Below are 19,403 nucleotides of genomic sequence, written 5' to 3'. Positions count from 1 at the left end.
GGTCCGTGCATTCCAGGCGCAGGAGAACCGATGACGGACCCCATCCTTCGCGTCGAAGGACTGAAGACGCATTTCACCACCGAACGCGGCGTCGTCAAGGCCGTGGACGGCGTCGACTTCGAGATACCCCGCGGCGGCATCCTCGGGATGGTCGGCGAGTCCGGCTCCGGCAAGAGCGTCACCGGCCTGTCGATCCTGCGCCTGCTCGGCACGCCGAGCGCCAAAATCGTGGGCGGACGCATCATCTTCGACGGCGAGGAGCTGCTCGCCAAGAGCGAGCGCCAGATGCGCGCCATCCGCGGCGCCCGGATCAGCATGGTGTTCCAGAACGCGATGACCAGTCTCGACGCGTTCTTCACCATCGGCGACCTGCTGGTCGAGGTGATCCGCCTGCATCAGGGTGTGACCAGGAAGGAGGCGGTCGAGCGGGCCGTGCGCGCGCTGGAGCGGGTGCACATCCCCGACCCGGCCCGGCGCCTGAAGAACTACCCGCACGAGCTCAGCGGCGGCCAGCGCCAGCGGGTGGTGATCGCGCTCGCCCTGGCCTGTGAGCCGGACCTGCTCATCGCCGACGAACCCACCACGGCCCTCGACGCCACCGTGCAGAAGCAGATCATCGAGCTGCTGCTCGAGCTCAACGCCGAGCTGGGCACCGCGATCCTGATGGTGACGCACGACTTCGGCGTGGTGGCGAAGCTCTGCCGGACCGTCGCGGTGATGTACGCCGGCCGGATCGTCGAGCGCGGCGACATGAAGACCGTGCTGAGCGCTCCCCGGCACCCGTACACCCAGGCCCTGATGCGGTCGGTCCCCAGGCTGCGCGCTGAAGGGGCCGGCGGGAACGGAGAGGACTCCCGGCGGGCGCGGCTGTTCGAGATCGGCGGCGCGCCTCCCGTCCCGATCGAGCTCGGCGTGGGGTGCGCCTTCGCCCCGCGCTGCGTCCGCGCGACGGAGGACTGCCGGTCGGCCGATCCGCCGACCGCCGGCTTCGGCGGCAGCCACCAGGCCGTCTGCCACCTGTACGCGGAGACCGGAAGCGAGATGCAGCATGCCGGGACGTGATGTGCTGCTGCAGACCCAGGACCTGCGCAAGGTCTACGTCAGGCAGGGGCTGTTCGGCAAGGGCGACGACCTGGTCGCGGTGCACGGCGCCACCTTCGACATCGAACGCGGCGAGACATTCGGCCTCATCGGCGAATCCGGGTCCGGCAAGACCACGATCGGCCGGATGCTGCTGCGGCTGGTCGAACCCACCAGCGGGTACAGCGAGTTCGACGGGTACAACCTGCAGCAACTCGGCGCCCTCCAGTTCCGCCGGCTGCGGGCCCGGATGCAGATCGTGTTCCAGGACAACGGGTCCGCCTTCAACCCCCGCATACCAGTGGGACGGCAGATCGCCTTCCCCATGCGCCGCTTCGGGACCTGTCCCCGCCCCGAGATCCCCGGCCGGCTCGCCAAGCTGATGGAGGACGTGGGACTGCACCCGGACCAGGCCGATCGCTACGTCCACGAGTTCTCCGGCGGGCAGCGTCAGCGGCTGGGCATCGCCCGGGCGCTCGCCAGCGAGCCGGACTTCCTGGTGCTCGACGAGCCGACCTCCGCCCTCGACGTCTCCGTCCAGGCGCAGATCCTGAACCTGCTGAAGGACCTGCAGGAGAGCAGGCGGCTCACCCTCCTGCTGATCACCCACAACCTGTCGCTGGTCCGGCACATGTGCGACCGGGCCGCCGTGCTCAGCAACGGCCGGATCGTCGAGATGGGCGCGGTGAGCCGGTTGTTCTCGGCGCCCCAGACCGAGGAGACCCGCCTCCTCCTCGACGCGGTACTCGAACCCGCCAAGTGATCGTCGTTCTCCCTCTCCACCCCCACTTCCACCACCTTGGAAGGACTGCCATGGCCCGACCCCGCATCGCGGTGTTCTCCGGACCCACCGCGACGATCGGCAACAGCCCGCCGCTCGTCACCTCCAACAAGGCCCGTGCCCAGTACGGCCTGCCCCTGGCCACTCCGGACGGCGCTTCCCCGCGTTTCGACCTGCTCCGCCCGCAGCGGATCGCCGCTCCGGTGACCGTGTACGTGGAGGCGTACACCGCGCACCCGCTGGAGAAGGACGCCATCGAGCTGTACGCGGCGCCGGACGGCTGGCTGGACGCGCTGGGCGCCTTCAGAGAGAGCGAGCCCGCCGGCGGCGGGACGCCCGTCTACGTCCTGACGATCAGTCCCGAGGACGGCCTGTACCCGCTGCCCTACATGGCGCGCCAGGCGGACGGCTCGCCGTGGGAGGACGCGACGACGCATCCGTTCGCGGCCGTCGGGTCCTCGCGGCAGACCTTCTACCCCGACGCCAGCCGCATCTACGAGGAGATCGACCGGCTCGGCGTCGGCGGCGACGGCAACCCTGTGGCGCTGTCGAACATGGTGGACTTCGACTTCTACCGCGCCGCGCCGCCCGGCGGCTACACCAAGGGTCTGCCGGCGGCCTCGCGCACCGACACCGGTGAGGGCGACATCGCGCCGGAGTCCCTCGGCGAGGACTACTACATCTACTACCCCCACCACCTCAGCCGGGAGCCGACGCTGACGGCGCTGGTCAGGGCGACCAACATGGTGCAGAACGCCCTGTCCGGCGGCGACTACATCGGTGCCCAGTGGCTGGAGGGCAGTCCGACGACCGAGGAGAGCATGTACTGGCTCGGGCTCGTCATCGACACCACGGTGCCGCTGGTCGGTCACGCGGCGCAGCGCCCGCACCAGACGCTCAGCGCCGACGGCGACCGCAACATCGTGGACGGCGTCAAATTCATCACCTCCGGAGCGGCGATCGACGACACCGGACGGGATCGGATCGGGTCGGTGATGGTCGTCGACGAGATGGTCTACTCGGCGCGTGAGGTCACCAAGGTCGACGCCCGTCCGGGCGGGTACGAGGTGGCCGGCGGGCACGGCGGCGTCGTGGCCGACATGGGCGGCTACGGGCCGCCGCAGGTGACCTACGTCCCCAACCGCAAGCACACCTACCGCTCCGAGGTGCGGCTGACGGCGCTCCCCGGCACCGTCACCGGCGTGACCGGGTCGCTGCGGGACGGTGTCACCACCATCGAGGTGCCGGTCAAGGACGCCAGGGGCGACCTGCTGGCGTCGGCGATGCCGCTGGTCACGATCACCAAGTACAGCAGGTACTCCTCCCTGGAGACCGGTCCCAAGGGGGACCCCGACCCCGCCGGCGAGGTGGAGATCATCGCTCGCATCGCGTCGAATCTCGTCGCAGCCCCGCTGTCCGGCTTCGTGGGCGAGGGCATGTCGCCCTACGGCTCGGCCAACCCCACCACGAACGCCGCCCTGCAGGTCGCGATCTTCTCCGGCATGCCGGTGGTGCGGGTCGGGCGCGGGAACACCGGCGGCATGGCCTACAAGCAGGACCCGCTGTTCATCTCCGGCAACAACCTGACCTCCACCAAGGCCAGGATCCTGCTGATGGCCGCGCTCCTGAAGCTCGGCGCCCTCCCTCCGGCCGGCGACCCGTACAACCCGACGGCTGACGAGATCGCGGCGGTCCTGGAGCTCACCCGCCAGTACCAGGAGATCTTCGACACTCACTAGCGGGCTGCCCACCGGCGTTCGCACGCCGGGCGACCCGGCACGCCCGTCCACTCTTTGCCGAATCCCCTCTCTCCTGAATACGCCCAGGTGAACGGCCCTGCCGCGCACGTGCAGCAGTGCACGGCAGGGGGCGGCTCACCGGAACACGACGAGGACGCGCGTGAACTGTTCAACGATCTCCGAGGCGGCGGCCGCCCTTCGCGGGGGCGAGGTGACCTCGGTCGCTCTGACCCAGGCGGCGCTGGCCGCCGCCGACGCCCATGACGAACTCCTGGGGGTGTTCCTGCGCCGTTTCGACGAGACGGCGCTGGAGGCCGCGGCCCGGGCCGACGCGGAACTCGCCGCAGGGGTCGACCGTGGCCCGCTGCACGGCATCCCCCTGGGCGTCAAGGACATCCTGGCGACCGTGGAAGCGCCGGCGACGGCGCAGAGCCTGGTGCTGGATCCGGCCTGGTCCAAGCAGATCGCGGACGCGCCCGTCGTCGCCCGGCTGCGCGCCGCAGGGGCCGTCATCGTGGGAAAGACGACCACCTTCGAGTTCGCGATCGGTTTTCCCGACCCGGACAAGCCATTCCCCATCCCGCGCAACCCGTGGGACCCGGCGCGCACCCCCGGCGGCTCCAGCGCGGGCACGGGTGCCGGCGTTCCCATGGGCATGTTCCTCGGCGGCCTCGGCACCGACACCGGCGGCAGCGTCCGGATGCCCGCCGCGTTCTGCGGGATCACCGGGCTGAAGGCCACCTTCGGACGGGTGCCCAAGTCGGGGTGCGCGCCGTTGGCGTACACGCTCGACGGCATCGGCCCGATGGCCCGCAGCGCCCGCGACTGCGCCCTGATGCTCGCCGTGATGGCGGGCGCCGACCCGACCGACCCCTACAGCTCGGCACGGCCGGTGGACGACTACCTCGGCGGCCTCACCGGCGACCTGAGCGGGCTGCGGATCGGCGTGGACACCGCGAGCTGGGCCGGTGGCGACGTCGACCCGTCGTGGCCGGACCTGCTCTCCGGCGCGCTCGCCGTGCTGTCGGAGTGCGGCGCCACGGTGGTCGACGTCGTGCTGCCGCTGTACGCCGAGCTGGTGACCGCACAGTCCGTCACGATGGCCGCCGAATCGGCCGCCTATCACCTGCCCGACCTGCCCGGTCGCTGGCCGGACTACGGGGTGGGCGCCCGTGCCTACTTCGGCGGCGGTCTCACCCTGGGCGCGACCGACTACGTCCAGGCGCAGCGGGTCCGCCGGGTCGGCCAGAAGGCGATGGCCGAGCTGTTCGCGCAGTGCGACCTGGTGATCAATCCGGCCAGCACGATGCCCGCGTTCGTCATCGCCGACACCGACCCGGTGCGGCCGTTCGCCACCCTGCGCGGCCTGCACACCCAGTACTGGAACTCGGTGGGGAACCCGTCGATGTCGGTGCCGATCGGCTTCTCCGCCGAGGGGATGCCGTTCGGGATGCAGATCAGCGGCCGGCCGTTCGACGAGGCGTCCGTGCTCCGCGCCGGGGACGCCTACCAGACGCGCACCGACTGGCACCTGCGCCGGCCCTCCGCGGCCGCGCTGTCCGGCGCGAACCTCCCACGGCACGCCGCGCCGCCCGTCCGCAGGCAGGACGTGCCGCTCGCGGACGCCCGGCTCGCCGCGGTGCGGCACCTGCTGACCGGCGCCCGGGTGAACCCGGACGAGGCGGAGATGCGGGCCATCGCCGAGGGCTTCGATCAGCTGCGCCCGGCGGTCGGCGCTCTGTACGACATACCGGCCGTCAGGTACGAAGATCCCGCGCTCGGCTTCAGCGCGCTGCTCTGAACGCAGCGAGCGGCACATCCGCGCCGACAGCCACAAAAGGGCTGTTCAGCACCTTCTTAACCGGACCTTAACCGGCCGATCGTCGCCTCGAAACCGGCGGTCGTCACGTTGCTGCTTGCAGGGGGTAGTGCAGGGAGACGCATGAGACGACCCATCGCCGACGAAATCCGCTTCCGGAAAAGCCGCTCGCTACCGATCCGATCCAACAACTCCGTCCGCCGGACCTACGACCTGCTGCGGTCGACGCTCCCGGCCATGGGCCAGGACGCCGCCCTGTCGGAACGCGAACTGGCCACCGCCTTCTCCGCCAGCCGCAACACCATACGTCTGGTGTTGCGGCTGATGGCCGCCGAGGGCCTGGTCACCCGGGGGCCGAAGACCGGGACGACCGTGGCCTCCTCCACGGTGCTGGCCATCGGAGAGCTGTTCCCGCTGTCGCAGTGGAGCATGGGCCGCCCGCTGGTGGGCAAGACCCTGGAGGTCAGGGTCATTCCCGCGTTCGCGGCGATCCGCGAGCGGCTGCGGCTTCCGGAGGGCTCGTCCGTCACCGTCGTGGAGGGCCTGGTGCTCGACGACGGCGTACCTCTGGCGATCTTCGTCAGCTACGCCGTCCTGACCGGCGAGCAGGCCGGAGAGCTGCGAGAGAGCGAGCTTTCGGTGATCTCCTATCTGGAGGACCGGCTCGGCGTGCGGATCGTGCGGAGCGACACCGTCATCGCGGCCCTGACCTCCGACGAGCAGACGGCGCAATTGCTCGGCATCAAGCCGGGAGCGGTGCTGCTGTCCATCGAGGACCTGCTCCGTGACGACACCGGACGTCCCTGGGCGGTCTGCCAGATCCGGTGTCGCGGCGACCGCGCCGTCTTCTCCGCGCCCGACCGGCGGCGGCACGCCGCACCGGAGGACTGACCGCCGAGCGGCGCAATACGGCAGGAACGCCGCCGACCTTTCCCCGTGACGCCTGAGCTGTCTGCTTTGTCCGTGACACCAGGTGAGTTCTCGCCCCACGAACCGCCGGATGTGCCGGCCGCCGCCCCTCCGGTGACCGCCGGCACGGGGCCTCCGGCACTCCCTCGACCGGCCTCGGCACGCGGCACCGGACTTCGCTCGGACCGCGGGCCCGTGCTCGGCGCGCTGATGCTCTGCATCTCGCTGGTCGCCCTGGACGCCACGGGGATCGCCGGCGCCGTTCCGTCGATGGTCGGGGACCTCGGCGGCTTCTGGCAGTTCCCGTGGCTGTTCTCGGCGTACCTGCTGACGTCGGCCGTCACCGTGCCGATCTACGGCAAGCTCGCCGACCTGTTCGGCCGCAGATCGGTGCTCTACTTCGGCATCGGCGTGTTCCTGCTGGGCTCGGTGCTGTGCGGATTGGCGTGGAACATGCCGGTGCTCATCGTGTCCCGCGCCGTTCAGGGCATCGGAGCGGGAGCGCTGCTGCCGATCAGCATGACCGTCCTCGGCGACCTGTACGACCTGAAGGAGCGCGCCGCCGTGCAGGGATACCTGTCCAGCGTGTGGGGCGTCGCCGCGGTGATCGGCCCAGCGGTCGGCGGCTCGCTGTCGCAGTACCTGTCCTGGCGATTGATCTTCCTGATCAATGTGCCGGTGGGCGCACTCGCGCTCTGGATGCTCGCCCGCCACCTCCATGAGCGGATCACGCCGCAGCGCCGGCGCATCGACTACACCGGCGCCGCGCTGCTCACCGCCGGCTGCTCGCTGGTCATCCTCGGCCTGCTGCAGGGTGGCGTGGCGTGGAGCTGGCGATCCACGCCCAGCATCGCCGTGCTGGCCTCGGGCGCGGCGCTGCTGGTGGCGTTCGTGCTGTTCGAGCGGCGGTCGCCGGCGCCGATCCTGCCCCTGTGGGTGTTCACCCGGCGCAGCCTCGCGGGCGGCAACCTCAGCGGGCTGATCGTCGGCGTGATGCTGATGGGCCTGACGTCGTACGTGCCGGTGTACGTGCAGGGCGTCCTCGGACACGGGGCGATCATGGCGGGTGTCGCGCTGGGCGGAATAAGCATCGGCTGGCCGCTGTCGTCCTCGATGTCGGGCCGCCTCTACCTGCGCATCGGCTTCCGGGGAACCACCCTCATCGGCAGCGTGCTGGTCTTCGGCGGAGCGCTGATGGCCGCGCTCCTCGGCCAGGACACCGGCGTGTGGGCGATGGGCGCGGCGTCCCTGACCGCCGGGGTCGGGCTGGGGCTGGTGGCCACCTGCGCCTTGGTCTCCGTCCAGTCCGCTGTCGGGTGGGCGGATCGCGGTGTGGTGACCGCGAGCAACATGTTCTGCCGGTCGCTGGGCAGCGCCGTGGGGATCGCCGCCTTCGGGGCCGTGGCCAACGCCACGCTGATGGACCGCCTGTCCCGGATGCCGCCCGGCCTGGACCTTCCCTCCGGGCTGAGCGCGGCGGGCGACACCCTGCTGAGCCGCCCCGAGCTGCGCGACTCCGCGGCGGGCGCCTTCGTGGAAAAGGCCCTGTACGCCGCCGTCCACGATGTCTTCGCCGGCCTGGTGATCGCCGCCGCCATCGGCCTGGCGGTGGCCCTCCTCATCCCGCGCAGGATCCCACGCCCTCGCGAAGTCCCGTAGCCGGCGAAGAGACCTTCGCGACAACGCCTCAGAAGGTCCAGAACTCCTGAGCGTTGTCCTTGGTCGCCATCTTGATGGGGACTGCCACGGTCTTCGGGATGGTCTCCCCCCTGGCTGCCTTGATGGCGTCGTTCACCGCATGCCAGCCGAGCAGCCTCGGCTGCTGGGCGACGGTGGCGGCCAGCGTGCCTGCCTGCAGCGCCTTGATCCCCTCCGGCGTGCCGTCGAAGCCCACCACCTTGACCTGCGACCCTGCCTTTTTCCCGAGAGCCTGGATCGCGCCCAGTGCCATTTCGTCGTTGCTCGCGAACACGCCTGTGATGTCGGAGTGACGCTGCATCAGGTCCGCCATGGCGTGCTGGCCCACGGCCCTGTTGAAGTCGGCCGGCTGCCTGGCGATGACCTTGATTTTCGGGTACGCGGCGATGCCGGCGGTGAAGCCCCGGTCGCGGTCGCGGGAGACGGAGGCGCCGGCCGTACCCTGGAGCACGACCACGTTGCCTTTTCCGCCGAGTTGCTTGGCCAGCTCCTGGGCACCCAGCTTGCCCCCGGCCACGTTGTCGGAGGTCACGGTCTGCGCCACCGCGGCGCCGTTGACACTGCGGTCGGCCGCGATCACCGGGATGCCGGCCCCACCGGCCGCCTTGACCGCCGGGGCAACCGCGTCGGAGTCGACCGGGTTGACGATGATCGCCTTTACGCGTCCTTTGGTGAAGTTTTGGATCTGGCCGGCCTGCTGGGAGGTGTCGTTCTGGGCGTCGGTGACGGTCAGCTTGACCCCGGACTTCAGCGCAGCGGCCTCCGCTCCGTCGCGGAACTGGATGAAATAGGGGTTGCTCAGCGTCGACACCGACATGCCGATCGTGAGGCTGCCCGGGGATTCACCGCTCATGGGGGAACCGCAGGCGGCTACGCCGACCGCGCCACCGATTATGACAGTTGCGAGAATTCGCATGATCTTTCTTCTTACTGGTTCGTTGACCTGCGCTGTAGGTGTCGACCAGGACCGCGAGCGCGATCACCACACCGTGCACGGCCCGCTGCCGGAAATGCCGGGACCAGCAGCAGGGTCAGGGCCGTTGTGCGGGGCGGTCAGGATGGACGCCCCGGCGAATGCGCCGGGCGCCCGGTCCTTCCCCCGTCGGACAGGCTCGCGTGTCCGACACGACGGCCACGATCACATCGGCTCCTGGCCGGCCGCCTACCGCTCGGCCGCGGCCCGACGGCCGGCCGACATGATCCGGCCACCACCGCGAAACCGCTGGACAGAGTGTATGTGAAGAGGGTCATGCCGTGGAACTTGAGGCCCGGCAGCGGGCCGGCCGACTTTACCTGTCCGGGCGTCTTGCGCGGCGGTGATGCCTGGTCTCATGCCGGCGGGGTAGGGGCAGCGCGCGCCTCATCCGCTCCCGAGGAGGCGGTGTGGCGCTCGCTGATCCGGAGGTCGCATCGTGCCACGACGACTAGATGAGTCCGCCACCGCAGGGAGCCAGGTGAGCGCGCGCGACCGGTCACCCGCTGGTTGGGCCGCCGTACCGGGCCCGCTCCGCACCGGCGCCGCGACGAGCGCCTGCCTGCTTGTCGCGGCCGCCGCGATCGCTCTGGTGGGGTGGGTGCTCGTACGGCTGGCCACCGTGACGCTGGCGGTGACGGCCGCGCTGTTCCTGACCGCGTTGCTGTATCCGGTGGCGGCGTTCCTGCGCCGGTTGCACGTCCCCCGGGCGCTGAGCGCGCTCGCCGGGCTGCTCCTGCTCGTGCTGGTGGTGGCCGGACCGCTGACTTTGGTGGCCAACCAGGCGATCGCTCAGTTCGATGATCTCCGACGCCAGCTACTGGCGGGGCTGGACCAGCTGCGCGCCTTCCTGATCTCGGGCCCACTGAACCAGCAGCAGCTGAACGCGGCAATCGAGGACGTGACAGCGGCCCTGCAGGGTGCCGCGCCCGATCCCGTCGCCGGCGCGATGACCACGCTACAGACGCTCGCGGCCATGGCGACGGCGCTGGCGTTGCTGTTCTTCTTCCTGCGTGACGGAGCCGGCATGTGGGAATGGATCGTGCGCCGCCTGCCTGCCCGCCGCCGCCGGCGCGTGGACGCGGCTGCCCGTGCCGGGTGGCGGACCCTGGTCGCCTACGTGCGAGGAACGATGGTGGTCGCGGCGGTCGACGGCATCGGCATCGGCCTCGCACTGGTGCTGCTGCAGGTGCCGCTCGCCCTGGCCCTGGCTTTCCTCACCTTCCTGTTCGCGTTCGTGCCCATCGTCGGTGCGATCATGGCCGGCGCGGTGGCCGTGCTGGTCGCTCTGGTGAGCAACGGAGTGACTGATGCGCTGCTGGTCCTGGCGGCGGTCGTCATCGTTCAACAGCTGGAGGGCAACCTGCTGGAGCCGGTCATCATCGGTAAGGCCGTACGTCTGCACCCCGCGGTGGTGCTGGTGGCCGTCACCGGCGGGACCTTGATAGGCGGAATCGCGGGCGCGGTCGTGGCCGTCCCCCTCACCGCGGTGGTCTATCGCGTCGTCGAACGAGGCCTGTCCTTCGTCGATCATGATCGGGTCGAGAAGGCCATGGAACCGCCCACGCCCAAGCATCGCGGGGATCAGCAGCCCCGTCCTCAGGCATAGCGGCCATCGTCCGGCCGCGCTGAGGAACGCGGGTCAGCCGCCCTTGGCGGATCTGAGACGTCGCAGCCCGAATGTGACCATGACCAGTACGGCCAGCGCGAGGGCGATCCAGCCCACGCCGAGGCCCTCCAGCCAGCCGGTGATCGCGCCCTGCACGGCGGTGGCCGCGTCGATGACGGGATCCTCGGTGGCGGCGCCGGAGAACACCCGCAGCTCGTACCAGCCGTAGTAGGCGACGTACAGCCCGGCCAGGACGAGCAGCGCGCCGCTGGTCCTTGACACGTACGGCAGCAGCAGCCGCAGCCGGGCCACCGCTGTGGCCCGGGCCAGTGCCACGGCCAGCGAGAGCAGCGCCACGACCAGGCCCATGCCGATCGCGTACGCCACGAATACGGCCAAGCCGCCGAGCGCGCCGCCGGTGGTCAACGAAGCCGAAGTGATCGCCAGGAAAGGTCCGGCCGTGCAGGACAGGGAGGCCACCGCGTACGACAGGCCGTAGCCGTACAGCGAGATCGGCGAAGTGGTGACACGCCCGGTCCCCAGAGCGGGCGTGCGCAGCAGCAGCTCGCGGCCGGTCAGCAGCCAGGCACCCAGCCCGAGCAGGACCACTCCGATGGCGATCGTGACCCACGGCAGGTAGCGGCCGACCGAGATGGCCAGCGGGGTGACGATGAGCCCGAACAGGCCGAAGACCGTGACGAATCCGGCGGTCATCGCGGCCGACAGCGTCAGCGCGCGCAGGAGGGGCCCCCGGCGGGAGCCGCCCTCATCGGAGATCAACAGCGTCAGGTAGACCGGGAGCATGGCGAACCCGCATGGGTTGAACGCGGCCACCAGGCCGGCCGCCAGGGCCAGCGCGAGCGGCAGGTCGGCGCTCATTGCGACAACTCCGACATGGCTCCCACTACCCGGCCAGGAGCTTTTGCAGGTGCCCGGTCAGGCTGTCCTTGCCGAGCGGGCCGGAGGCTTTCTCGGTGGAGCCGTCTGGCTTCATGAACACGAACGTGGACTGCGAGCTGACGCCCAGCTTGGTCCAGACTGCGCCCTTCTCGTCGGACAGCTGGACGATGTTCCCGGTGCCGGTGCGCTGGACGAACTCCTTCATCGCCGCCTCGGTGTCCAGACCCGCGACCCCGACGAACGTCACGTCCTTGAAGGTGCCGGCGGCGGCTTTGACCGCGGGGGCCTCCGACATGCACTTGGGGCACCACGGCGCCCAGAACCAGAAGACCACCGGCTTTCCGGCCAGGCTGGTGCCGTCGAAGGTGTCGCCGTTCAAGGTCTTGGCGGTGAACTCCAGTGCTGCCGGTACGGTGGCCGACGCCGTGGCGGGCGGGGGCGCCTGGGTGGCCGACAGCGGCGCCGTGCTGTCGGCCGGACCGGCCGCCGCATCGTCCGATCCGGCGGCACCGCACCCGGTCAGCAGCAGCGTCGCAGACAAAGTGATGGCCGCGATACGGGCTGCGCGAACGTTGATCATGCGAACAGCGTAGGGGCGGATCGGCCGCCAAGACCTTACGAGGCGATGACCTCTCCGCCCGGTACGTCGCGGGTCCACTCCTGGTCCTGCCACGCCGGGTCCAGCGGGGTGTGGGCGATGTGGTTGGTGTAGTTCGACAGCGTCTTCATCCCCACGCCGAGCACGATGTCCAGCACGTGCCGGCGCGTGTAGCCGGCCGCCAGGAACGCCTCGATCTCGGCGTCGCCCACCCAGCCGCGCTCGGCGACCATCGCCCGGGTCAGCCGCCGGGCGGCCTCCAGCGCCGCATCGTCCAAGGGCTTGCCCGCCCGCAGCGCCGCCACCACCTCCGCCGGAACGCGGGCGCGCAAGGCGAGCGTGGAGTGCGCCGCGACGCAGTATTCGCAGCCGTTCTCCACGCTGGCGGTGATCCACACCACATGCTTGGCCGGTCCCGGCAGTGAGGACTTGCCGAACTGCTCGGCCAGCGCGTTGTAGCCGGCCAGCAGCTCGGGCGACTCGGCCATCACGCCGTTGAGCGTGGTGACGAAGCCCATGCGCTTCTTGGCCGCCTCCAGCATCGGGCGCGCCGCCTCGGGGGCGTCGCTCTCGTCGTACACCGTGAAATCGATCATCACTTCTCCTTGGTGAGGGAATCCAGCACGGCACGCACGCCGGTCAGCAGCTCGGCCGCCTCGGCGCCGCCTCGCGAGCGCAGGTTGACCCCGTAGGCCAGCAGGGTGAGCGCCTCCGCTTCGGCCTCCAGGTCCAGACCGGGCCGCAACCGGCCGTGCCCGCGAGCCGCCTCCAGCGCGGTGCGCATGGCCGAGCGCAACGCGCCGTGGTGGTCGTCCAGTGCCTGCCGTACCTCGGGAAGATCGCGCCCTGACGCGGCGTGCGCGTTGGTGACCAGGCAACCCCAGCGGGCGTGCTCGCCCGCGCAGCGGGCGGCCACCAGCTGCTCGAAGAACCCGATGATGGCGGGCAGGCCCCGCTCGTCGGCGGCCAGGGCGGCGAACACCGGCTGCGACTGCCGCTCCAGGTAGCGGCGCAGCGCGGCCGCGTACAGCTGCCCCTTGCCGCCGAAGGTCGCGTAAAGGCTGGAGCGGCTCAGCCCGGTCGCCTCGACCACATCGGCGATGCCCGTGGTGTCGGCGCCGCGCTCCCAGAACAAGCGCACGATGTGATCCAGCGCCACGTCGGGATCGAAATGCTTGACGTCCGGCATCCGCGAGCTCCTATCTTGGAACGACTATTCCAAGATAGCGTGAAGCGGCTTCCGTGAGCAAGCGCGGATGGCGGGCAGGCGTGCGCGGGGCGACAGCGCGCCCAGGCCGTTTCCGCGGCGCAGTCAAGAGGTGGCAGGCGGCGTCATGAGCAGGGCGATCAGGGCATCGGCGGCCCAGGCCTGCCACCGGGCGTGCTCCCATCCCCGGTTGCCCGCGAGAAGGTTGTAGGTCTCGGGGGAGAGGATCGCCAGGGCGATGTCGGCCGCGGCGTCGGCCGTGAGCCCGCTGCGCAGGGGCGCCTTGCGAGCCAGGGCTTCGGCGAAGACGCGTTGCACGGTGAGTCGCTGCTGGATGTTGGCGGCCCAGACCTCGGCCAGGTCGGGATCGGTCGTGGCGGCGCTGCGCACGACGTCCAGCAGCGGCGCGGCGCGCAGGTAGATGTCTCCGGCGCCGGCGACCTGGCGCCGTATGTGCCCGAGCGGGTCCGGGTCGGCGAGCGCTTGGTGCACCCATGGCCGTTCCAGCGTGGGGATGGGCTCGTCGTCGCCGGCGATGGCCAGGTCGAGGGCCGTGGTGAGGATGGCCCGCTTGGTGCCGAAGGCGTAGTAGACGGTCTGCTCGCTCACCCCGGCCTTGTCGGCGATGGCGGTGATGCTCGTGGTGGTGTAGCCCGCCGTGGTGAACAGGTCGGTGGCCGCGGCGGTGATGCGGGCGCGGGTGGATCGGGCCCGCGCGGTACGCCCGTCCTCCTTCTCGGGTGCGCGTCCGGCTCGGTGTCGTCGTGTTTCGCTCACGATTTGACTATAGCGTCACTATAGAAACATTCTTGTAGCGTGACTACAAAAACATGGGGCCGGGGTGGGCTCGCGGCGTTACTGCTGCTGACCTCGGTCGAGCTCGTGGTGTTCCTCGAGGTCTCCATCGTCAACGTCGCGCTCCCGACACTGGGCGTGGCGCTGGCGTTCACCGAAACCGGCCTGGCCTGGGTCGTCAACGCCTACCAGCTGACCTTCGGCGGCTTTCAGCTCGTCGCCGGCCGGGCCGCCGACCTGCTCGGCCGCCGCCGGATGTTCCAGGCCGGCATCGCGCTGTTCACCGTGGGGTCGCTGGTGTGCGGTTTCGCGCCCGACGCCGGCACACTGCTCGCCGGCCGGGCGGTGCAGGGCGTCGGCGCGGCGATCGTGGTCCCCGCCGAGCTGGCGTTGCTCGCCGCGATCTTCACCGAGCCCGCGGCCTACCGGCGGGCGTTCGGGGTGTGGAGCGCCATGGCGGCCTTCGGCGCCGGCTCCGGCGTGGCGCTGGGCGGGATCCTCACCCAGACGCTCGGCTGGCCGTGGATCTTCCTGATCAACATTCCCATCGGCCTGGTGGCGCTCATCGCGAGCCCGCGCCTGCTCCCCGCGGACCCGCCCCGGACGATCACCAGGCCGCGCCTGGATCTGGTAGGCGCACTCACCGGCACCGGATGCCTGCTGGCGCTGGTGTTCGTGGCCTCCGAACTCCCCGTACGTGGCTGGGACGCCCTCACCCTCGCCGCGACCACGGTCACCGTGGCGTTCGCCGGCGTGTTCGCGGTCAACCAGCGGCGCCACCCGCGGCCGATCCTGCCCCGCGGGCTGCTGCGCGAGCGCGAGGTGCGCGCGGGCACCGTGGCCAATGCGCTGGTGGGCGCCGCGCACGTACCGGCGTTCGTGCTGCTGTCGCTGATGCTGCAAGAGGTCATGGGATATTCGGCGATCGCCGCCGGGTTCGCCGTGCTGCCGATCGCGGTGGTCAACATGGTGACCGCCAGGACCGTGCTGCCCTGGGCGGTGGGGCGTTTCGGGACGCGCCTGGTGCTGGCGGCGGGCATGGGCCTGCTCGGCTCCGGACTGACCGGATACGCGATCTTCCTGCACGCCGGTGCCGGGTTCCTCACCGTCGTGCTGCCCTTCAGCATCGCCTTCGCCATGGGACTGCCGGCGGTCTTCGTCGGCTCCACCGCCTCCGCCGTACGCGCCGCGCCCGCGGACCAGCAAGGGGCCGCCTCCGGCCTGCTCAACACCGCTCAGCGGGTGGGCGCCGCGCTCGGCCTGACCGGCGTGCTGCTGGCCGCGGCGGCGTGGACCGGCTCCCAGGCAGACCCCGCGAGCGGGCTCAGGGCCGGATTCGCGATCGCGGCCGGCCTCGCGGTCCTCGGGATCGGCTGCGCCCTGGTCATGTTCACCCGCCGGGGCGCAGACCCGGCCACCACCCCGCGACCGCAAGGAGCGAACCGCCCATGAACACCATCCTCATCCTGGGCGGCTACGGCGCGGTCGGCCGCGAGGCGGCCGCCGCGCTCACCGGCCGCCCCGGCACGAACGTCATCGTGGCCGGACGCAACCCGGACAAGGCCCCGCCCGTCCCCGGGACCACGGCGATGCGGGTGGACGCCGCCGACCCCGCCGACCTGTCCCGGGCACTCGACGGGGCCGGCACCGTCCTCATGTGCGCGGAGATCGACAACGTTCGCGTGGCCCGCGCTTGCGTGGAACGCGGCATCCACTACGTGGACGTGACGGCCTCCCATCACCTGCTCGCCGGTCTCCAGCGGCTGGACGGACCGGCCAGGGAACGCGGCGCCACGCTCGCCCTCAGCGTCGGGCTGATCCCCGGCGTCACCAACCTGCTGGCGCGCGTCTGCGCCGAGCGCTCCGGGTCCCCGGACCTGCTCATCGGCGCGCTGCTGGGCTCGGGGGAGGCGCACGGGCCCGCCGCGCTCGCCTGGACGCTGGACGGGCTGGGGCAGCTCGAGGGCTCCTGGACGATGAGGTTCCCCGCGCCGTCCGGCGAGCGCACCGTGCACCGCTTCCCGTTCTCCGACCAGTACACCCTGCCCGGCACCCTCGGCGTGACCGCGGCCCGCACGGGACTGTGCCTGGACTCCCGTCTCGTCACCCGGCTGCTGTCCGCCGCCGGACGCCCGGCCGTCGCCCGCCTGCTCCGCCGTCCCCAGGTCCGCCGCCTGCTGCTCGGCGCGCTCGGCACGGTTCATGTCGGCGGTGACGGATTCGCCGTGACGGTGCGCTGCGGCACGGTGCAGGCCTCCTTCAGCGGACGGCGGCAGAGCCGCGCCACCGGGCGCACCGCCGCGCTGCTGATCCACCGGCTGCCCGGCCTCCCGCCCGGGGCCGGGCACATGGAGCAGCTCGTGGACCCGGTCGCCTTCCTGACCGAGCTGGCCGCCGCCGGATTCGACCTCGACCTCGGCGACGGCCGGGAGGGCAGGCCCGCATGACCGTCACCGAAGCCGCCCCCGGCACGCGGGTGCTGGCGCCCGATCTCGCCCGGGGCGGGATGCTCCTGCTCATCGCGGTCGCCAACACGCCCTGGTACCTGTGGGGGAGGGACCTGCGCCCCAGCACCATCCACCCGCCGGGGGGTTCGGCACTCGACCGGATCGTGCAGGTCCTGAGCATCATCACCGTGGACTTTCGCGTCTACCCGATGTTCGCGTTCCTGTTCGGCTACGGCATGGTGCAGGCCCTGACGCGCCGGCAGGCGGCGGGCCGATCGCTGCCCGCCGCCCTGGCGCAGCTGCGCCGCCGCAACCTGTGGCTGCTGATGTTCGGATTCGTCCACGCCGCGCTGCTGTGGCAGGGCGACATTCTCGGCGCCTACGGCCTGACCGGGGTGTTGCTGGCCCGGCTGTTCCTCCGCCGCGGCGACCGTACGCTGCTCACCTGGGCGATGATCGGCACCGGCCTGCTCACGCTGGCGACCCTGATCGGCATCGCAGGCGCCTACCTGGCCGCGATCGCACCCGAGCCGCCCGAGACGGTGGGTTACCTGGGCCTGGGGACGGCCGCCAGCGGGCAGGGCGACCCGCTCGCCGCCGTACTGGACCGCCTGGCCTTCTGGCCGGTGGTCACCGTCGGCCAGGGGCTCCTCGCGCTGACTCTGCCCGTCGCCATCGTGCTCGGCTTCTGGGCGGCCCGGCAGCGGATCCTCGAGCGGCCGCAGGACCACCTGCCGTTGCTGCGGCGGGTGGCGGCCGTCGGCGTCCCGATCGGCTGGCTGGGCGGCCTGCCGCACGCCATGGCGGTCATGGGATGGCTGCCGATCCCGGAGGAGTCGATGTTCGTCTTCGAGGTCACCCAGCTGACCACCGGCCTTCCCGCCGGGCTCGGCTACGCGGCCGCCTTCGGCCTGCTCGGGCATCGGCTCTCCAGCCGGAGGCCGGGGCCGGTCGTCAGGGGCGTCACCGCCGTGGGCCAACGCTCCCTGTCGGCCTACCTGGCGCAGTCGGTGCTCTGCGCCCCTGTGCTCGCCGCGTGGGGCTTCGGGCTCGGGGCCCACCTGCACAGTGCGGCCATCGCCGGCTACGCGGTCGCCGTATGGCTGATCACCCTTGCCGCAGCCCGCGTCCTTGAACGCCGCCGGCACCCCGGACCCGCCGAGACCGCGCTGCGACGGCTGTCGCGATCGAACCGCCCGCCCGCGCACCCATGAGGACACCTGTCCGCATCGATGAACAGGAGAACGAGTGTCACAGCAGGACCGGGCCGAGGCCCGGCGCACCAAGATAGAGGCCATCCGCGCCGACGACCAGCGCAAGGCGGCGCGCAGGAAGAACGTCATGATCTCCCTGTCGGTGTCCGGCGTGTTCGTCGTGGTGTTGGCCGTCTTGCTGGCGGTCAACGCTTTCCGTCCTGGGGCCGGCGCTTCCGGCGAGTCACGGCTGGTACGCGCGGACAGCCACCGCCTGCAGGTCGCCCCGGACGGCAAGGTGACGCTGGTGGAGTTCCTCGACTTCGAGTGCGGGGGCTGCAGGGCGCACTACCCCGTGGTGGAACGGCTGCGTCAGCAGTACGCCGGAAAGATCACCTTCGTGGTGCGGCACTTCCCGCTCGCCGCCCACTTCAACGCGATGCGCGCCGCCCGGGCAGCGGAGGCCGCCGCCCGGCAGGGCCGGTTCGAGGCGATGTACCGGCTGATGTACGAGACCCAGGATCGGTGGGGACAGCAGCGGGCACCCGCCGACGAGGTCTTCCGCGGTCACGCCAAGGCGCTCGGGCTCGACATGGACGCCTGGGACAAGGCCTACGACGATCCGGCCACCCTCGCGCGCGTCGAAAAGGACGCCGCCGACGGGGAAGCCCCGGGCGTCCAGGGCACCCCGACGTTCTTCCTCAACGGCACGAAGATCCAGCCTCGGTCCGAGGACGAGTTCAAGGCGGCCATCGATGCGGCGCTCGCCGGGTGACCGCGCGGCGCCGCCCGCGAACCCGCCCTTTCCCCGGCTGCTGCCGCGACTGCTCCTGATCGGCGGCGCCGTCGGACTGGTGGCATCGTTCGTACTCGCCGTCGAGAAGATCGCGCTGCTGAAGGACCCCGGCTACGAGCCGAGCTGCAGCATCAACCCGATCCTCGCCTGCGGCTCCATCATGCGGACCCCGCAGGCGGAGCTCTTCGGCTTCCCGAACCCGCTGCTGGGCATCGCGGGCTTCGCCGTCGTCACGACCGTGGGCGCCGCCCTGCCGGCCGGGGCCCGGCTCGCCCGCTGGTTCTGGCTCGGCATGCAGGCAGGCGTCACGGCAGGCGTCGTCCTCGTCCATTGGCTGATCTTCCAGAGCCTCTACGTCATCGGCGCGCTGTGCCCCTATTGCATGATCGTCTGGGCGGTCACCATTCCGGTCTTCTGGTACGTCACCCTGCACAACGCGACGACGGGGAACCTGCCCGCCACCGCGGCCGGACGACGGGCGGCGCAGGCCGCGGCCGGCTACCACACAGTGGTTCTGACCCTCTGGTTCCTCGGCATCATGACCTTGATCGCGGCCCGGTTCTGGGCGTACTGGAGCAGTCTGATCTGAGCCGGCCCGCAGGGATGCACGCCTCGATGGCCGGGTAGAGGGGGTCTGTCATGGGCGGACTGCGCCGAGCAGGCGGTTGCGCCAGTAGTCGTCGAGGTCGACGACTTTGACGACGTCTCCGGTCTGGGGTGCGTGGACCATTTTTCCGTTGCCGGCGTACATGCCCATGTGTCCCAGGCCTTTGCTGAAGAGGAGGTCTCCGGGTTGCAGTGCGTCCAGGGGGACGCGGCGGGCGGCGCCCCAGCTCCATTGGGTCCAGGTGGTGCGGGG

General features: G+C 71.2%; 19 protein-coding genes. 12 read left to right on the top strand and 7 right to left on the bottom strand.

Annotation, left to right across the window (positions count from 1 at the left end):
• The first annotated feature begins 30 nt into the window (after window positions 1-30).
• From ACTMTI_RS16505 to ACTMTI_RS16480, 6 genes are all read left to right on the top strand, one after another.
• Window positions 31-1,062 carry an ABC transporter ATP-binding protein gene (locus tag ACTMTI_RS16505; RefSeq protein WP_441121227.1) on the top strand — a complete coding sequence of 344 codons (1,032 nt, stop codon included), beginning with the start codon at window positions 31-33 and terminating at the stop codon, window positions 1,060-1,062.
• Window positions 1,049-1,843, top strand: a complete 795-nt coding sequence (locus tag ACTMTI_RS16500) for an ATP-binding cassette domain-containing protein (RefSeq protein WP_441121226.1) — start codon at window positions 1,049-1,051, stop codon at window positions 1,841-1,843. The genes ACTMTI_RS16505 and ACTMTI_RS16500 overlap by 14 nt, the downstream gene beginning before the upstream one ends.
• A gap of 50 nt (window positions 1,844-1,893) precedes the next feature.
• A complete protein-coding gene (locus tag ACTMTI_RS16495; protein WP_441121225.1) occupies window positions 1,894-3,600 on the top strand; it encodes an asparaginase domain-containing protein in 1,707 nt (568 codons plus the stop codon).
• Window positions 3,601-3,760: 160 nt separating this feature from the next.
• Window positions 3,761-5,401, top strand: a complete 1,641-nt coding sequence (locus ACTMTI_RS16490; protein WP_441121224.1) for an amidase — start codon at window positions 3,761-3,763, stop codon at window positions 5,399-5,401.
• A gap of 141 nt (window positions 5,402-5,542) precedes the next feature.
• Window positions 5,543-6,310, top strand: coding sequence for a GntR family transcriptional regulator (locus ACTMTI_RS16485; RefSeq protein ID WP_441121223.1), 768 nt, complete (start codon window positions 5,543-5,545; stop codon window positions 6,308-6,310).
• Between the two features lie 72 nt (window positions 6,311-6,382).
• The gene (locus tag ACTMTI_RS16480) at window positions 6,383-7,987 is read left to right on the top strand and encodes an MDR family MFS transporter (protein WP_441121222.1); all 1,605 of its coding nucleotides are present in this window, start codon (window positions 6,383-6,385) and stop codon (window positions 7,985-7,987) included.
• Window positions 7,988-8,015: 28 nt separating this feature from the next.
• On the opposite strand, the gene ACTMTI_RS16475 is transcribed toward ACTMTI_RS16480, so the two are convergent.
• The gene (locus ACTMTI_RS16475; RefSeq protein ID WP_441121221.1) at window positions 8,016-8,879 is read right to left on the bottom strand and encodes a substrate-binding domain-containing protein; all 864 of its coding nucleotides are present in this window, start codon (window positions 8,877-8,879) and stop codon (window positions 8,016-8,018) included.
• 601 nt (window positions 8,880-9,480) lie between these two features.
• Here ACTMTI_RS16475 and ACTMTI_RS16470 point away from each other — a divergent pair.
• A complete protein-coding gene (locus ACTMTI_RS16470) occupies window positions 9,481-10,608 on the top strand; it encodes an AI-2E family transporter (protein ID WP_441121220.1) in 1,128 nt (375 codons plus the stop codon).
• Between the two features lie 33 nt (window positions 10,609-10,641).
• Here the strand turns inward: ACTMTI_RS16470 and ACTMTI_RS16465 are convergent, their stop codons facing one another.
• From ACTMTI_RS16465 to ACTMTI_RS16445, 5 genes are all read right to left on the bottom strand, one after another.
• Entirely contained in the window at window positions 10,642-11,487 is an 846-nt protein-coding gene (locus tag ACTMTI_RS16465; RefSeq protein ID WP_441121219.1) for a cytochrome c biogenesis CcdA family protein, read from the bottom strand.
• 25 nt (window positions 11,488-11,512) lie between these two features.
• Window positions 11,513-12,088: a TlpA family protein disulfide reductase gene (locus ACTMTI_RS16460; RefSeq protein ID WP_441121218.1), complete on the bottom strand. Its 576-nt coding sequence runs from the start codon at window positions 12,086-12,088 to the stop codon at window positions 11,513-11,515.
• 35 nt (window positions 12,089-12,123) lie between these two features.
• Window positions 12,124-12,702: a carboxymuconolactone decarboxylase family protein gene (locus ACTMTI_RS16455; protein ID WP_441121217.1), complete on the bottom strand. Its 579-nt coding sequence runs from the start codon at window positions 12,700-12,702 to the stop codon at window positions 12,124-12,126.
• Window positions 12,702-13,295 (bottom strand): TetR/AcrR family transcriptional regulator, encoded by a 594-nt coding sequence (locus ACTMTI_RS16450; RefSeq protein WP_441121216.1) that lies wholly within the window; start codon window positions 13,293-13,295, stop codon window positions 12,702-12,704. Before ACTMTI_RS16450 ends, ACTMTI_RS16455 begins: the two co-directional genes overlap by 1 nt.
• A gap of 123 nt (window positions 13,296-13,418) precedes the next feature.
• Window positions 13,419-14,090: a TetR/AcrR family transcriptional regulator gene (locus ACTMTI_RS16445; RefSeq protein WP_441121215.1), complete on the bottom strand. Its 672-nt coding sequence runs from the start codon at window positions 14,088-14,090 to the stop codon at window positions 13,419-13,421.
• A 39-nt stretch (window positions 14,091-14,129) separates the two neighbouring features.
• Here ACTMTI_RS16445 and ACTMTI_RS16440 point away from each other — a divergent pair, with 39 nt between their 5' ends.
• From ACTMTI_RS16440 to ACTMTI_RS16420, 5 genes are read left to right on the top strand one after another with little or no spacing between them, the layout of a single operon-like run.
• Window positions 14,130-15,560, top strand: coding sequence for an MFS transporter (locus ACTMTI_RS16440; RefSeq protein ID WP_441121214.1), 1,431 nt, complete (start codon window positions 14,130-14,132; stop codon window positions 15,558-15,560).
• Complete coding sequence (locus tag ACTMTI_RS16435) at window positions 15,557-16,555, top strand: saccharopine dehydrogenase NADP-binding domain-containing protein (protein WP_441121213.1); 999 nt, start codon at window positions 15,557-15,559, stop codon at window positions 16,553-16,555. Before ACTMTI_RS16440 ends, ACTMTI_RS16435 begins: the two co-directional genes overlap by 4 nt.
• Entirely contained in the window at window positions 16,552-17,769 is a 1,218-nt protein-coding gene (locus tag ACTMTI_RS16430; protein ID WP_441121212.1) for a DUF418 domain-containing protein, read from the top strand. Before ACTMTI_RS16435 ends, ACTMTI_RS16430 begins: the two co-directional genes overlap by 4 nt.
• 34 nt (window positions 17,770-17,803) lie before the next feature.
• Window positions 17,804-18,523 carry a DsbA family protein gene (locus ACTMTI_RS16425; RefSeq protein ID WP_441121211.1) on the top strand — a complete coding sequence of 240 codons (720 nt, stop codon included), beginning with the start codon at window positions 17,804-17,806 and terminating at the stop codon, window positions 18,521-18,523.
• Window positions 18,504-19,133 (top strand): vitamin K epoxide reductase family protein, encoded by a 630-nt coding sequence (locus ACTMTI_RS16420; RefSeq protein WP_441121210.1) that lies wholly within the window; start codon window positions 18,504-18,506, stop codon window positions 19,131-19,133. Before ACTMTI_RS16425 ends, ACTMTI_RS16420 begins: the two co-directional genes overlap by 20 nt.
• Window positions 19,134-19,181: 48 nt before the next feature.
• Here ACTMTI_RS16420 and ACTMTI_RS16415 read toward each other — a convergent pair.
• Window positions 19,182-19,403 (bottom strand): C40 family peptidase (locus ACTMTI_RS16415; protein ID WP_441121209.1); only part of this gene is annotated, 222 nt, incomplete at its 5' end.

Origin of the sequence: Nonomuraea sp. H19, assembly GCF_052068215.1 — a bacterium.
In the GTDB taxonomy this organism is placed as follows: Bacteria; Actinomycetota; Actinomycetes; order Streptosporangiales; family Streptosporangiaceae; genus Nonomuraea.
The sequence above is the reverse complement of the archived record's forward strand: the minus strand, read 5'-3'. Positions and strand labels throughout refer to the sequence as shown.

Coding starts and splice junctions, on each gene's coding strand:
- ACTMTI_RS16435 (WP_441121213.1), top strand. CDS start 15,557: ATGAACACCATCCTCATCCTGGGCGGCTACGGCGCGGTCGGCCGCGAG.
- ACTMTI_RS16500 (WP_441121226.1), top strand. CDS start 1,049: ATGCCGGGACGTGATGTGCTGCTGCAGACCCAGGACCTGCGCAAGGTC.
- ACTMTI_RS16505 (WP_441121227.1), top strand. CDS start 31: ATGACGGACCCCATCCTTCGCGTCGAAGGACTGAAGACGCATTTCACC.
- ACTMTI_RS16420 (WP_441121210.1), top strand. CDS start 18,504: ATGCGGCGCTCGCCGGGTGACCGCGCGGCGCCGCCCGCGAACCCGCCC.
- ACTMTI_RS16475 (WP_441121221.1), bottom strand. CDS start 8,879: ATGAGCGGTGAATCCCCGGGCAGCCTCACGATCGGCATGTCGGTGTCG.
- ACTMTI_RS16450 (WP_441121216.1), bottom strand. CDS start 13,295: ATGCCGGACGTCAAGCATTTCGATCCCGACGTGGCGCTGGATCACATC.
- ACTMTI_RS16430 (WP_441121212.1), top strand. CDS start 16,552: ATGACCGTCACCGAAGCCGCCCCCGGCACGCGGGTGCTGGCGCCCGAT.
- ACTMTI_RS16460 (WP_441121218.1), bottom strand. CDS start 12,088: ATGATCAACGTTCGCGCAGCCCGTATCGCGGCCATCACTTTGTCTGCG.
- ACTMTI_RS16465 (WP_441121219.1), bottom strand. CDS start 11,487: ATGAGCGCCGACCTGCCGCTCGCGCTGGCCCTGGCGGCCGGCCTGGTG.
- ACTMTI_RS16495 (WP_441121225.1), top strand. CDS start 1,894: ATGGCCCGACCCCGCATCGCGGTGTTCTCCGGACCCACCGCGACGATC.
- ACTMTI_RS16485 (WP_441121223.1), top strand. CDS start 5,543: ATGAGACGACCCATCGCCGACGAAATCCGCTTCCGGAAAAGCCGCTCG.
- ACTMTI_RS16455 (WP_441121217.1), bottom strand. CDS start 12,702: ATGATCGATTTCACGGTGTACGACGAGAGCGACGCCCCCGAGGCGGCG.